Source organism: Rhodococcus sp. NPDC058639 (assembly GCF_042717545.1).
Classification (GTDB): Bacteria; Actinomycetota; Actinomycetes; order Mycobacteriales; family Mycobacteriaceae; genus Rhodococcus.
The window spans coordinates 78130-92594 of the sequence record NZ_JBHXRF010000003.1; the positions used below are offsets into that span (position 1 = coordinate 78130).

Sequence of the window (14465 nt, forward strand, 5' to 3'; positions counted from 1 at the left end):
TGCTGGCATGATTCGACATCGTGACGTCGACGGAAAATCTACGAGAACTGGCCGGCCATCACGGGATCTCCACGACCTACGTCGGCTGGGACGGCGACGAGCACGACGTCTCGGACCGCACGCTGCAACGGATTCTGGCTGCTCTGGACGTTCCTGCCGCCACTCCAGAGCAGATCTCGGCCTCGCTCGCCGATGTACCCGACCGGCCGTGGCGGCAGATGCTGCCGCCGTCCCTGGTGGTCACGGAAAACGAACAACGGACTTTTCCCGTCCATGTCCCGCACGGCGACCCGGTGTCGGTGTGGGTGGTCGATGAGGACGGCCGTGAGGTCGACGTCGAGCAACTCGATGTCTGGGTGGACCCGCGTCTCGTCGGGGGCCGGCTCGTCGGCCGGGCCACCTTCGCGGTGCCCCGCCTGCCCCTCGGCTGGCACACGCTGCACGCGCGCAGCAACGACGTGGAGAGCACGGCGACACTCGTCGTCACGCCGGCGCGGCTGGCGACAGCCGACCGAATCCTGCAACAGCAGCGCTGGGGCCTTGCGGCGCAGCTGTATTCGGTACGGTCACGCCGCTCGTGGGGAATCGGGGACTTCGCCGATCTCGCCGACCTCGCGGCCGTCACCGGCGGGCACGGCGGAGATTTCGTCCTGGTCAATCCGGTGCACGCCGCCGAACCGGTCCCGCCACACGAGCCGTCGCCCTATCTCCCGTCGTCCCGCCGGTTCGTCGACCCGCTCTACGTTCGGGTCGAGAACATCCCCGAAACCGCGTATCTGCCGCGCAAGCACCGCGCCAAGCTGGACGAGAGCGCAGCCCGCTTCACGAAGGTGAACAAGAAGGCGGCGCAACTGGACCGGGACACCACGTACCGGGCGAAGCTGGACGTGCTCGAGCATGTGTACCGGGTGCCTCGCGGCCCCGCCCGGCAAGCGCAGTTCGACGCATTCTGCGCCCAGGGCGGAGCGGCGCTCGACGATTTCGCACTGTGGTGTGCGCTGGCCGAGAAGTTCGGTTCCCGGAAGTCGCAATGGCGCGCCCACGCGCCGTCGCCCGACGCCCCGGGCGTCGACGAGCTCCGGGACACATTGGCCCGCCGGATCGATTTCTACCGCTGGTTGCAGTGGGTGTGCGACGAGCAGCTCACCGACGCACAGGACAGTGCTCGCGCCGCAGGGCTCGACATCGGGATCGTCCACGACCTGGCGGTCGGTGTGCGCCGGGACGGTGCCGACGCGTGGACCCTGGGTGATGTCCTCGCCTCGGGCGTCACGGGCGGCGCTCCCGCGGACGACTTCAATCGCAACGGGCAGAACTGGAATCAGCCACCGTGGCGACCGGACCGGCTCGCGGAGGTGGGCTACCTTCCGTACCGCGATGTGGTGCGCTCGGCACTGCGTCACGCGGGAGGTGTCCGGGTCGATCACATTCTCGGCCTGTTCCGTACGTGGTGGGTTCCGGAAGGTTTCTCCCCCGCGGACGGCGCTTACGTACGGAGCGACCACGAGGCCCTGATCGGGATTCTCGCGCTCGAGGCGCAGCGTGCCGATGCCGTGGTGATCGGTGAAGATCTCGGTGTGTTCGAAGAGTGGGTGCAGGAGTATCTGGCCCGGCGCGGAATAGCGGGCACTTCGATCCTGTGGTTCGAAAAGGACGGCAACACCCCTCGCTCCCCCGAGACCTACCGCACGCTGTGCCTGACCTCCGTGACGACCCACGACCTTCCGCCCACGTCCGGTTATCTTGCCGCCGAGCACATCACGTTGCGGTCGGCGCTCGGACTGCTCGAGCGCGACCTCGAGACGGAACTGGCGGACGAAGCGGTCGCACGGGATGCGGTGCTGAGGCTCGCGAGAGAACACGGGTTTCCGGTGTCGGAGGACGAGTCCGACGACGCGGTCACCGTGCAGTCGCTGCATCGACTGATCGCGACCAGCCCTTCTGTGCTGCTGGGGCTTTCGCTTGCCGACGCTGTGGGGGAACGACGCAGCCAGAATCAGCCGGGCACCGTCGACGAGTACCCGAACTGGCGGATTCCGCTCGCCGACGAGCACGGCAAGGCAGTGTTGCTCGAAGATCTCGCGGACAACGAGCGCTTCGCCGCACTCGCAGCGGCACTCTCACCGCCCGCTACCACTCGAGACTGACCGGCAGCCACCCGATCACCGGACCGGGTGGCTGCAACGGCAGGATCTACTTGCGGTACATCGCCTCGATATCGGCGGCGAACCGCTCGGTGACGACATTGCGCTTGATCTTCAGCGTCGGCGTCAGCTCGCCGGATTCCTCGGTCAGATCCCGCTCGAGCACGACGAACTTCTTGATCGACTCCGAATGCGACACCATCGTGTTCGCGTCGTCGATGATCGTCTGCAGGGCGTCGCGGAGAGCCGGATCATGGCGGAGATCGGCAATCGTCGCGGTGGACTGCTTGCCGTTCTCGGTCTTCCAGTTCTCGAAGACGTCGGGGTCGAGGGTGAGCAACGCGGTGATGAACGACCGTCCGTCTCCGATCACGACCGCCTGCGAAATGATGGTGTGCGACCGCATCCGGTCCTCGAGAGGCCCGGGCGAGACGTTCTTGCCACCGGCGGTGATGATGAGGTCCTTCTTGCGTCCCGTGATCGACACGTATCCCTCGTCGTCGATCGATCCGAGGTCTCCGGAACGGAACCAGCCGTCGTCGAACACCTCGGCGGTGGCCTCCTCGTTACGCCAGTACCCGCTGAACACGACGTTGCCGCGGAGTTCGATCTCCCCGTCGGCGGCGATGCGCGCGCTGTTGCCGCCCATCGGCCGGCCGACGGTGCCGATCTTCTGGGCGCCCGGGACGTTGACGCTGTGTGCGGCAGTGGTCTCGGTCAGTCCGTAACCCTCGTAGATCGGGACGCCGACGCCACGGAAGAAGTGACCGAGCTTGGGGCTCAGTGCCCCGCCACCCGAAATGGCGTACCAGCACTGGTTGCCCATCGCTGCGCGCAGCTTCGAGAAGACCAGCTTGTCGGCCAGCGCGTGCTTCGCCTTGAGGATGAACGTCGGGCCGCCGTGGTCGAGCGACTCGCTGTACTCCATTGCGGTCTGCTCGGCGAACGCGAAGATGGCACCCTTGAGTTTGCCGCCGGCGGCCGCCTTGGCTGCGGCACCGTCGCGCACCTTCTCGAAGACCCGCGGAACGCCGAGGATGATGTTCGGCGAGTACCGGGTGAACTGCCCCGAGACGGTCGAGAAATCGGCCCAGTGGGCCTGCGCCGCACCCGCTTCGAACAACGCGAGCGAGACCGCCCGTGCCAGCACATGGGCGAGCGGCAGGAAGGTCAGGCCGCGGTTTCCGGGCTTGGCGACCGCGCCCACGGACGAGGTGAGGATCGCGCGGACCTCGGACAGGAAGTTGGCGTGCGTGAGCATGCAGCCCTTGGGCCGGCCGGTGGTGCCCGAGGTGTAGACGAGAGAAGCGAGGTCGGCCGAACGGATACCCGCCAGACGCGCTTTCAGCTCCGTATCGTCGACGTCGGCACCTTCGGCGAGCAGGGTGTTGACAGCGTCCGACTCGATCTGCACGACGCGCCGCAGCGTCTCGGGCATGTCGACGAACAGTGCCTCGTGGCGCGGTGTCTCGACGATGGCCAGACACGCCTCGGAGTCCTCGAGGATCCAACGGATCTGCTCGGTCGACGACGAATCGTAGATCGGCACCGACACCGCACCGGCCGCCCAGATCGCGTAGTCGAACAACGACCACTCGTAACGGGTCGCGGACAGCAGCGCCACACGGTCGCCCGGCTGGACTCCGCTGGCGATCAGGCCCTTGGCGACGCCGCTGACCTGTTCCCCGAACTGACCTGCGGTCACACCGATCCATTCGTCGCCCACCGGGCGCGAATACATCACTCGGTGCGGAGTCTTCTCCGCGTGTTCGAAGACCGTGTGGACCACGGACTCGTCCTCACCGATGGTGTACTGGGCAGGGGTCGAGTACTCACGCACTGATATCTCCATCGTTCTGGTCGGGAGTCCGGGTGGCGCCCCACTCGACACCGCTTCGAAAGCGGTGCAAGAGGTGCACGAACCGGTCGAGATCGTCCTGTTCCCATTCGGCGAGACCCGCCCGGATCTCGCTGTGCCTGCGCAGCACGGTGTCGTCGAGGATCGCCCGGCCGCGTTCGGTCAAGCGCAGGGGGTTACCCGTCCTGACCGGGCCTGCCGTGGCCTCGACCCACCCTGCCTCGACGGCGTTGCGCACCTGGCGGGACACGGTGGATCGGTTGACGCCGAAGTTCTCCGAGATCTGGGTGGCACGGCAGCCCGGATGGCGGGCTATGAATCCGAGCAGGGAGTGCTGCGCCAGACTGAGCGCGCTGTCGTGTGCGCGCTCTCCGGCTGTCAGGAAGCGGACGAGGTGCACGAACTCGTCGTAGACCTGCGCCACTTCGGTCTCGGCCGGCGTCCCGGCCTGCCTCTCGTGTTGCACAGGGCAACTATAGGCGGGGGGTGTGCTGCGACACTAATCGGTACGACCCGTCCCTGTGATCCGTCCATGACCGGCGCGCGAACGGTGCCGGACCGTTGTCACGCTTCTCGAGGCGCCGCCGGGCGACCGCTAACGGGACAGTCCGCACCGCTAGCCTGTCCCTACCGTGACGGCGCACGTGCAGGGAGGTTCGGATGGGTGATGGGGGCGGCCGAGACCTGTTCCGATACCTGGTCGCCGACGAAGCCGACGACTACACCGCGGTGATGGACTGCTTCTCCGGTCTCCTTCTCGCCGAGTTGTCCGCCGCGGACATCGCGTCGACCCTCGCCGCCAAGGGCACACCGCTGCACACCGACGTGGTGGAGGCGCGCTGCCGCCGGCTTGTCCACTGGGGAAATCTCGCGGCGTCCGGACGCGACACCGGCGGGAGCGCCGTCACCGACTACATTCGTGCCCGCGCCCGCTATCGCACCACCGTTCCCGGCGCCCGGGTCCACCGGGAGGCCGCGGCGGTGGTGTCGTCGCGTGACGGCGCTCGGGAAGTGGCACGCGAGTCGCTCGGCCGCATCGCCGACGCGCTCGGCCTGATCGACGGCCTGGTCGGAGACTCGGGTTCCGTCGCCGATCCCGACGCGCTCGCAGGCCACGTCACCGGAGTGTTCGCGCACCACCGGATGTTCACCGACAGCGTCACCGATTTCTATACCTACCTCGGCGGGGTCCTCGCGCGGCTGGACCTGTCCGACGACGACTACACCGAATTCAAGCTCGTATTGCTCGAGTATCTCGACGTCGTCACCTCGGATGTCGCACACTACGCTCCGCTCGTCGCCACCCGGCTGCGCGATCTGGCCCCCCGGCTGGACCTGCTGCTCGCCGCGTTGCCCGGCACGGGCCTGCCCGACACGGCCGGCGTCGTACGGTCGCCGGGGCGCACCCGCAGCGACTGGGACGAGCTCGCCCAGTGGTACGACGAGGATTCGGGACCGCGCCGGTTGCGGGACGCGGCAGCCCACGCGTTGAGCCGCCTGCTGGTACACACCCGGCGACTCACGTCGGCGACACCGGGCTTCTCCCACCGCGCCGACCTGCTGCGGCTCGCCGGGTGGTTCGCCGAATCCTCCGACGAACAGGCGCACCGCCTGTTCGCTGCGACCTTCGGCGCCTACCCCAGCCGGCATCTTCTTCTCGGCCCCGACGAGCCCGACCCTCGGGTGGGGCCGGGCACGTCGTGGTGGGACGCCGATCCCGTGCACGTTCCGGTGTCACTCCGCGAACGCGGTGACCGCTCCCCCCGCGGACGTACCGCCCGCATCCCCGATCCGACGCCCGATCGCACGCGTGCCGACGCGCTCGCGACACAGGAGTCGCAGGAGCGGGCCGCGGCTGTCGAGGAACTGTGCGGTGCGGGCGACCTGAACGGCGCACACGTCTCCGACCTCGCCCGCAACCTGCTGCTCGACGCTCTCGGGGAACTGCTGGCGCGCTCCCGGTCCTTCGACAGCCCCGCACGCGTCGACGACCACGACCTCGGTCTCTCGCTCACCGCCGAGCCGGGCCCCGACACGGTGGTGCACTGCCCCGACGGTGACCTCACCGTGCACGCGCTCTCGTTGCGGGCCTCGGCTCCCGGCAGCGCCCGTGCTCAGACCGACACCCGTACACAGACCGACACCGACTCGCAGAGAACAGGTACGGAGTGACCACAACGACGGGCACGGTGGCCCAGGACACCACCGGCCGCCGGCATGCGGCCCGGGTGCTGCTCCAGCAGCCGATCCTCACCGCGGCGCAGGACCCCGACACCTTCGAACTGGTACGGCGGCACGCCACGGCTCTGAAGTCGATGTTCGCGGAGCGACTTGGCTACACACTCGTCGTCGACACCTCGTTCGCGCGGCTGACCAAGGCACCGCTCGACGGTGCGGCCCCGAGCCGGCCCGTGCGTCGCGGCAACGGAGACGAGTTCGGGGCCACCGCGTACATGTATCTCGCATTGGTGTGCGCTGCCCTGCTCGCGCCCGGCGCGGACGACCGCGTGCTCGTCTCGAACCTCGTCGACCAGATCCGCGCCGATGCGGACGAACACGGAATCGCGCTCGGCGACACGCTGTCGGAGCGTCGGCACCTGGTGTCGGCGTTGCAGACGCTCCAGGAGTGGGGCGTCCTCACCGAACCCGACGGAGAGGGCACTGCGGTCGACGATCTCCCCGGCGACGTTCCGCTCACTGTGGACCGAGCGCTGCTCCCCCATCTGATGTCCGGTCCGCTGCACAAGGCCACCGGACCAGCGGCGATCGTGGCGTCGCCGGTGCAGGAACCGGCGGCCCGGCGGTTGTACCGCCGCCTGGTGGAAGACCCGTTCGTCGCGCGCGGTGACCTGGACGCAGACGCGGTCGAGGTGCTCGTCCGTGACCGGGCCGAGCTGACCCGTCGGCTCGACGAGGACTTCGGTCTGGTGCTGGAGGTGCGCACCGAAGGCGCCCTGGCCTACGACCCCGACGGCGAACTCACCGACGCGCCGTTCCCCGGAGCGGGAACCGTCGAGCAGGCGGCGCTGCTGCTCGTTTCCGAACTCACCGACCGCTACGACACCGAGCCGGGTGCGGACCTGCACGTCGACACGGCTGCCCTCGATGTCCTGCTGGGTGAGTTCGTGGCCACGCATGCACGAACGTGGCGACGCGACTACGTCCGTGACGTTCCGCTGCTCCGACGTGACGTGACGTCGCTGCTGACGCGACTGGGCCTCGCCCGACCCTCCGAGGACGGACTGATGCTGGCCGCCCCCGCCGCCCGTTACCGCCCCACCGCCGCCGAAAGATCTGCCACATGACCCACTCCTCCGACGCTCTGCTCCACGACGACAGCGTTCCGGTACGCCACCCCCATCGCTGGCGCCTGTCGCGAGCAGGAATCGTCAACGTGTGGCACTACCTCGACACCGAGTTCACGTTGCCCGGCGGCCGGATGATCCTGAGGGGCACCAACGGATCCGGCAAGTCGCGTGCTCTCGAGATGCTGTTGCCCTTTCTTCTCGACGCCGACCGCAAACGCATGGACGCGACCGGCGCCGCCAAGGTCGACCTCGACGAACTGATGCGCACCGGCGCTGCCGGACAGACCAACCGGATCGGTTATCTGTGGATCGAGTTGTCACGCCCCGCCGGTCACCTCACCATCGGTGCGCACATCCGGTACAGCGCGACGGCGCATCGCAGCGAGGTGCACTTCTTCACGACCGATCTCCGGATCGGGCACGACCTGCTGCTCGTCGACGAGTTCCGTGCTCCGCTCTCGCGCGACGATCTCGCCGCCCGGATCGGCGCAGACAAGCTCACCCGCGAACCCGACCGGCATCGTGACACCGTCCGTGACCTGGTCTTCGGGCTCCGAGGCGAGGGTGGGCGCGACCGGTACACCGGGCTGCTGCAATTGCTCCACACGCTGCGTTCACCCGACGTGGGCAACCGGATCGACGAAGGCCGGTTGCCGCAGATCCTCTCCGATGCGCTTCCCCCGCTCGCCGACAACATGCTGGTGGAAGCGGGAAGCCAGCTCGACCTGCTCGGCGAGAGCCGCCGGGCGCAGGCGCAGCTCGAGGCATCGCTGACGCGCGTGCGCCAGTTCCACGCGGTGTACCGGCGCTACGCCGCCGACCTGCTGCGCACGAGCGCCGATGCTGCGGTCGCCGCGGCCGACCGCGTGGCCTATACCCGACGCGAACTGGCAGCTGCAGAAGCCGACGCCGCCGATCTCGATACTCAGGCTGCCGCCGCCGAGACACGACTGCGCGAGCGCCGCGATCAGCTCTCCGAACTCGAGCGCGCGATGCGGGGACTCGAGACCCACGCGCTGTTCCGCACCGCAGACGATCTTGCCCAACGTCAGCTCGCGGTCGACGCTCTCGGGCTCGCCGCGGATCAGGCGATTGCCGCGGCGACGCAAGCGCGCACCCACGAGCGCCTCGAAGCAGACCGTGCCGGCGAACTCCTGGACGAGTTGTCCGCGGCGGTAGACCGGACGACCGAACGGCTCGCGCTGGCCAAACGTGAACTCACCGCCGCCACTGTCCCGCACGGCGCGCTTCCCGCCGACGTCCGTCTGGAGATCGACCGGGAGGTGCCGGCATTGCACCCGGTGCGCATCGACCGCGACGCACCTCCGGAATCGGCGCCGCGACCGACGGTCGCGCGGGTCACGCTCGTCCCCGAACAGTGCGAGGAGGCCAGGGCCGCAGCCGAGTACGCGGCCGCGGCGGCCCGGCGCCGCCGCGAGCAGGCCTCCCGGCGGCTCGGGGAGGCCCGGCGACTCGACCTGTCGGGGCGCGGCGTACGCGAAGCGGAGGCGGCCGCCGAACGCGCCGCCCGGGAAGCCGAACGCGACGCCGCTCAGCGGTTCGAGGCCGCCGCCCGGCTCGACGACGCGGCACTGTCCTTGCGGCACGGCTGGCGCGAGTGGCTCACCTCGGACTCGACGTCCGCGCTCCTGCCGGACCTCGATGCCGTCGGGCTGATGCGTCGCTTGTCGGCGTACCTCGAGTCGATCACCGACACCGACGCGGACCCGGACACAGATGCCGACCCGATCCTCGCGGAACTCGGTGCCCTGCCGGCGTCGGCGGCCGATGCAGCTGTCGACGCGCTGGACGAGACCGCTGTCGCGCCGACGCAGGACCGCACCGACGACTCCCGGCGCCGGGCACTGACGGAGGAACGGGACGCACTCGACGCCGACGACGGGACTCCCGTAGGAGCGCCGTGGCAGTCGCCGAGCAACGGTGTACCGCTGTGGCGGGCAGTCGACTTCGCCGACACCCTCGGTGAAGACGACCGCATCGGCATCGAAGCGGCGCTGCTCGCCGCCGGTTTCCTCACCGCGACCGTGGACGGCGAAGGCAGGCTCCGCGCGCACACCGGCCAGGTCCTCGTCTCGCCTCGGGGCGAACCGCCGCGGCAACCGTTGTCGACGGTGCTCGTACCCGCCCCCGAGACGGACGTACCGCTCACCGCGATCACGGCCGTCCTGTCCGCGATCGGGTTCGAAGACGCTGCTGCGGTCGCGTCGGTGTCGCGGGACGGCCGATGGCACAACGGGGTTCTGCGCGGCCGGCACACCGCCGAGTCCGCGCGCTACATCGGCGCGGGTACGCGCGACGCCGCCACCGCCCTCCGGCGCATCCGGCTCGACGAAATCGCCGCGGACCTCGCGGCACTGGACCTCGCCGCCGAGCGCCGGACCGCCGAGCACGGTGATCCGGCCGCGGGCCGGGCCCGTGTGTATGCGCATGCGTCGTCGGCTCCCACGACCGGAGCCCTGGACGAGGCGCTGCACCGGTACAGAGAGGCCGACGGACGCGCGCAGACCAGCGCCGCCGCAGCAGCCGAACTCAGAAAGCACGCCGCGACGCTGCGGACCCAATGGTCCACCGATCTCGACACCCACCGAGCCACCTGCACCCACTTCTCCTTGCCCCGGGACCTGGCAGACCTCGAAGCGGTGGTCTCGACCTGTGCGGTCGCAGAGAGAACCTGCCTGGATCTGGCACGAGATGTCGGTGACGTGCTTGCCGCACGGGACAGGCTCGCCGCGGCCACCGCCCGTTTCGTGTCCGCATCCGACGTGCGTGCCGAGGCGGAGGAGAACGCCGAGTCGTGCTGGCACGAGTGGCACGGCAAGGCGGCCGTCGTGGCCGCGCAGGTGGAGGCACTCGACGTCGATGCCGCCGATCTCGCGCGGGAACTGCGCGACTCGGACGCGGAACGCGCGCGCACCGAAGAACAGTGCCGTCGCACCGTGACCCATCGTGAGCACCTCGGAAAGGCCGTCGCGGAGGTCCTTCAGCAGTGTGCGGCCGTGCGGGAGCGGCTCCGGCGCGATCGTGACGAACTCGCCGCGGCGGCCGGACGGCTGTCGGCACAGATGCAACTCCCCGAAATCGCCGCGGCCGCCGACGTACAGGCCGAGCCGCTCGCGCACCTCGACGACCCCGACCACGTGCGCACCGCGGCGCAGGCACTGCTGAGCGTGCTGCCCGCGAGCACCGGGACTGGTGACAACCGGATGCTCGCCGCGCTGCAGCGGTTCGATCGCGACATCTCCGACCGTCTCGAGGTCCGGCACACCGTCACCGAGTCCGCGCATGTGGTGAACATCGGCGGCGTCGGCGACGACACCACGCCCACCGGCGTGCTGGCCGAACTCACCAAGCGCGTCGAGGACGAGAGCCGCGCGCTGTCCCAGCGCGAACGCGACGTGTTCACCGGTTTCGTGCTGGGCGGGGTCGCCGACGAACTGCGCCGCAGGATCACCCAGGCCGAGCAGCTTGTCGCTGCGATGAACACCAGCCTGGCCGACAGCCGCACAACCCACGGTATCGGGGTGCGCATCGCGTGGCGCCCGGTCCGGGAGGATGCGGACGCGGCACTGGTGACCCGGCTGCTCACCGGGGTCCGGTCACCGGGTGACAGTGAGGAACTCCTCGAGCTGCTGCGTCGCCGGGTGGAGGCGTCGCATGCCGCCGATCCGTCGGCCGGATACGCCACGCACCTGTCGCAGGCGCTGGATTACCGCCAGTGGCACACGGTCGAGGTGACGATCCTGGGTCCCGAACCCGATCAGGAACGCAGGATCTCCACGCGTGCCAAGATCTCCCAGGGCGAGACCCGGTTCGTGTCGTACGTGTCGCTGTTCGCCGCCGCGGACGGCTATCTGTCCGGACTGCCCGATACCGATCTGGCGCTGCGCCTCGTTCTGCTCGACGATGCGTTCGCGAAGATCGACGAGCCGACCATCGGCGAGCTCATGGGGCTGCTCGTCCGGCAGGACATCGACTTCGTGATGACCGGCCATGCCCTCTGGGGCTGCGTCCCGGGAGTGCCGGCACTCGATATCTACGAAGTGCGCCGGCTCCGGGACGGGTCGGCGGTCACCACCCGGGTGCACTGGGACGGTCGCACGCGCCACGTGCGACCGTCACTGCAGTGACCCGCCTTTTCGCGCCGGTGACCTGCCCTTCCGTGCCGTGACACGGGCCGGGGCCGGGCGATCTCGTCGCCCGGCCCCGGTACCGCTGTGTGTGTCCGCGTCGTCAGTTCACGCGGCGCAGCAGAGCCGCGAGAGCCTGCCCGCCACCGATGCACATCGTGACGATGCCCAGCTCGAGGTCGCGGCGAACGAGATCCTTCGCGACGCGCAGAGTGAGGATGGCGCCGGTTGCTCCCACCGGGTGCCCCAGGGCGATCGCGCCGCCGTACGGGTTCGTCTTCTCCGGATCGAGCTTGGCGTCGCGCATCACGGCGATCGCCTGCGACGCGAACGCCTCGTTGAGTTCGACGGTTCCGATGTCGGCCGGCGACGTGCCGGTCTGCTCGAAGAGCTTGCGCAGGGCGAAGGTCGGCGCGTATCCCATGAGCTGCGGGTCCATCGCGGCGGTGGTGACGGCCTCGAGGACCACCGAGCCTTCGAGCCCGCGCTCACGGGCGGCCGACTCACGTGCGAGCACGAGCGCGGCGGCACCGTCGTTGATGCCCGACGCGTTACCGGCGGTCACCGTGCCGTCCTTCATGAATGCGGCGCGCAGCTTCCCGAGTGTTTCGACGGTGGTGCCGGGCTTGGGATGCTCGTCCTCGGTGACGGTGACGGTGACGGGCTTGCGCCCACCGATCTCCACCGGGGTGATTTCTTCGGCGAACGCGGCCTTGGCAGCGTCGGTCGCGGCACGGCGCTGCGATTCGACGGCGAACGCGTCCTGCTGGTCGCGGTCGACGCCGTATTCGCGGGCGACGTTCTCCGCGGTGACACCCATGTGGAGGTTGCTGAACGGGTCGGTCAGCATGCCGACGGTGCCGTCGACGAGCTCACGATTGCCGAGCTTGTAGCCGTTGCGCGCACCGAAGTCGTAGAACGGCATGCGCGACATGCTCTCGTCGCCACCCGCCACGGCGATGTCGGCGCTGCCCCAGCGGATCTCCTGAGCGGCAGACCACACTGCCTGCAGCCCGGAGCCACACAGCCGGTTGACCGTCAGTGCCGGTGTCTCGACGGGCAGCCCCGCGGCGAGGGTGACGCGGCGCGCGTTGTATGCGTCCGCCCCGACCTGGCCGATGCATCCCATGATGACTTCGTCGACGTCCTCCGGTGCCACCCCGGCACGCTTCAGAGCCTCGCGCACAGCCGTGGCGCCGAGTTCGTGGGCGGGCACATCCTTGAAGGCGCCACCGAAGCTACCGATCGGCGTACGTGCGCCGTCGATGATGACGATCGGTTCCGGAGTACTCATGTTCTCGTCCTATCTGATCGAACACCGTTGTCCGCGACGCCGACGCTCCGAACCGCAATCCGATGTGGCCTGGTCGCACGAGGGAAATCCGTGACGGATATTACGACACCGAGTGCCTATGCCCGCCATCGCTACCGTCCTTCTTCTCCGGAGCAGCGAGGTCGCCGATGCGTACGCGGGTCGCCGCATCCGGGGTACCGAGTTCGGCACGCATGTCCGGGCGTCCCACGTAGAGCTCGAGAACGCGATACAGGAGCGAGGCGTCGATATCGAAGCGCCGGGAGTCGACCACGATCCGCGGGGAGGCAGGTATCGATTCCAGGCGGAAGATCTTGCTCGTCCGGCGACGCGCCCACGCGGCGGTCTCGGTGCCCTCCACCCACATTTCGGGATAGCCGTGATGAACGGCGCGCAGGCGCGCCACCGATACCCAGGGCAGGTACGACTCCACGAACCAACCGCGGTGCCTGATCCCGTCGGGGCCGAGTGTCAGCGCTCCGGCGCAGATCCTGCCGAGTGCCACTTCTGCGAGGAACACGACGCAGACCGACCCGAGCGTTGCCAGCACCACGCTGACCAGGGGTACACCACCGTTGGTCACGAGTACTTCGACTGCGGCGCCGAGCGACAGCGCCGCCGCGCATCCGACCATGGCGACCAGCAGCAGAAATACGGCGGTGCGGGCCTGCACCTCGGTGGTTCCGCGACCAGCGGCCTCCGTGTACCGCACTTTCGGCTCGCGCCGCTCCGGCCACCAGTACACCGCTCCGAACAATGCGGTGAGAAGCATCAGCACGGCGAGGATCACGAAGAAGCGCAACTCACCTCCGGCGCCGGCCTCCGCAGCCCGCAGCCCTCCCCACAGCGCACCGAGCCCGGTCAGTGCTGCGGCTCCCGTCGCCACGGTCGCCGGCACGTTCCATTTCTGCCGCGGCCATTCCGGGGGGCGTTCCGGAGCCGTCCACGTGCTGTCGGCCTCTCCGTCTCCACCCCGCCGAACAGATGTTCGTCGCATCGGTCTCCCCTCCGGGTCTGCCAGGAGCCCCGACGCCCCCGGCCCGCGCCGGACGGAGCCCGACGCTACCCGAAGGACCTGGGACCGACTGTCGGAGGTGATCACGGAGAGCGGGCGCGGCACGCAGCAAGCTCTCGCGGCGGGCGTAGTTGGCACACGCAGGTGTGACGATTACCATACTTACGGGTCAGTTTTAGTGTCCCGCCAGTTCAATGGGCATTTTCAGGGGGGCGAACCAGTGGCGGGCAAGGGCGCCGGAGAGTTTTCTGTGCAGAGGGGTAACACCTCCGGTGAGGAACGCGACACAATCAGTGACGATTCAGACGAGACCGGAGGAGTCTGTATGACTGTCCAGCTTGATTCGCCTGGCATCGACACCGCGGGCACATCGGCAGCCGACACGGAGCTCGGGGCGCTGTTCGAACAGGTCCAGGAACTCGACGCCCAGATTCTCGACGTGATCAAGAAGCGCGCCGAACTGTCGCAGCGTATCGGTGCTGCCGCGAAGGCGTCCGGCGACAGCCGTGAGGCCCAGGCTCGAGAGATGGCGGTCCTCGATCGTTTCCGCGAGCTCGGCGCCGACGGCAACACGCTCGCCATGACACTGCTGCGTCTCGGACGCACCCGCCGCTAGCCCCGGCCGCACGAGCCCCCGCACCCTCGGTGCGGGGGCTCTGTCGTGCGGCGACGGAACGTCA

9 protein-coding genes are annotated in these 14465 nt (G+C 69.1%); 5 read left to right on the forward strand and 4 right to left on the reverse strand.

All coding sequences use genetic code 11. The features are described from left to right. Positions 1–20: 20 nt before the first annotated feature. On the forward strand, positions 21–2147 hold the full coding sequence (gene malQ, locus ACFWU2_RS06260) for a 4-alpha-glucanotransferase (protein ID WP_378602606.1): 2127 nt from the start codon (positions 21–23) through the stop codon (positions 2145–2147). 46 nt (positions 2148–2193) lie between these two features. Here malQ and ACFWU2_RS06265 read toward each other — a convergent pair whose 3' ends face one another. Together ACFWU2_RS06265 and ACFWU2_RS06270 are read right to left on the reverse strand one after the other, a co-directional pair. Beyond that, positions 2194–3984: an AMP-dependent synthetase/ligase gene (locus ACFWU2_RS06265; RefSeq protein WP_378602610.1), complete on the reverse strand. Its 1791-nt coding sequence runs from the start codon at positions 3982–3984 to the stop codon at positions 2194–2196. After that, the gene (locus ACFWU2_RS06270) at positions 3977–4468 is read right to left on the reverse strand and encodes a MarR family winged helix-turn-helix transcriptional regulator (RefSeq protein WP_378602613.1); all 492 of its coding nucleotides are present in this window, start codon (positions 4466–4468) and stop codon (positions 3977–3979) included. Before ACFWU2_RS06270 ends, ACFWU2_RS06265 begins: the two co-directional genes overlap by 8 nt. Positions 4469–4662: 194 nt before the next feature. Here ACFWU2_RS06270 and ACFWU2_RS06275 point away from each other — a divergent pair, with 194 nt between their 5' ends. From ACFWU2_RS06275 to ACFWU2_RS06285, 3 genes are read left to right on the forward strand one after another with little or no spacing between them, the layout of a single operon-like run. Then, entirely contained in the window at positions 4663–6174 is a 1512-nt protein-coding gene (locus tag ACFWU2_RS06275; RefSeq protein ID WP_378602616.1) for a DUF2397 domain-containing protein, read from the forward strand. Beyond that, on the forward strand, positions 6171–7307 hold the full coding sequence (locus tag ACFWU2_RS06280; RefSeq protein ID WP_378602619.1) for a TIGR02678 family protein: 1137 nt from the start codon (positions 6171–6173) through the stop codon (positions 7305–7307). Before ACFWU2_RS06275 ends, ACFWU2_RS06280 begins: the two co-directional genes overlap by 4 nt. Continuing rightward, positions 7304–11458, forward strand: a complete 4155-nt coding sequence (locus tag ACFWU2_RS06285; RefSeq protein ID WP_378602622.1) for a TIGR02680 family protein — start codon at positions 7304–7306, stop codon at positions 11456–11458. The genes ACFWU2_RS06280 and ACFWU2_RS06285 overlap by 4 nt, the downstream gene beginning before the upstream one ends. Before the next feature lie 103 nt (positions 11459–11561). Here the strand turns inward: ACFWU2_RS06285 and ACFWU2_RS06290 are convergent, their stop codons facing one another. Then, positions 11562–12752 (reverse strand): thiolase family protein, encoded by a 1191-nt coding sequence (locus ACFWU2_RS06290; protein WP_378602626.1) that lies wholly within the window; start codon positions 12750–12752, stop codon positions 11562–11564. A 100-nt stretch (positions 12753–12852) separates the two neighbouring features. Further along, positions 12853–13668, reverse strand: coding sequence for a hypothetical protein (locus tag ACFWU2_RS06295; protein WP_378602629.1), 816 nt, complete (start codon positions 13666–13668; stop codon positions 12853–12855). A gap of 442 nt (positions 13669–14110) precedes the next feature. Between ACFWU2_RS06295 and ACFWU2_RS06300 the strand changes: the two genes are divergently transcribed. After that, entirely contained in the window at positions 14111–14401 is a 291-nt protein-coding gene (locus tag ACFWU2_RS06300; RefSeq protein ID WP_378602632.1) for a chorismate mutase, read from the forward strand. The last annotated feature ends 64 nt before the right edge of the window (positions 14402–14465 follow it).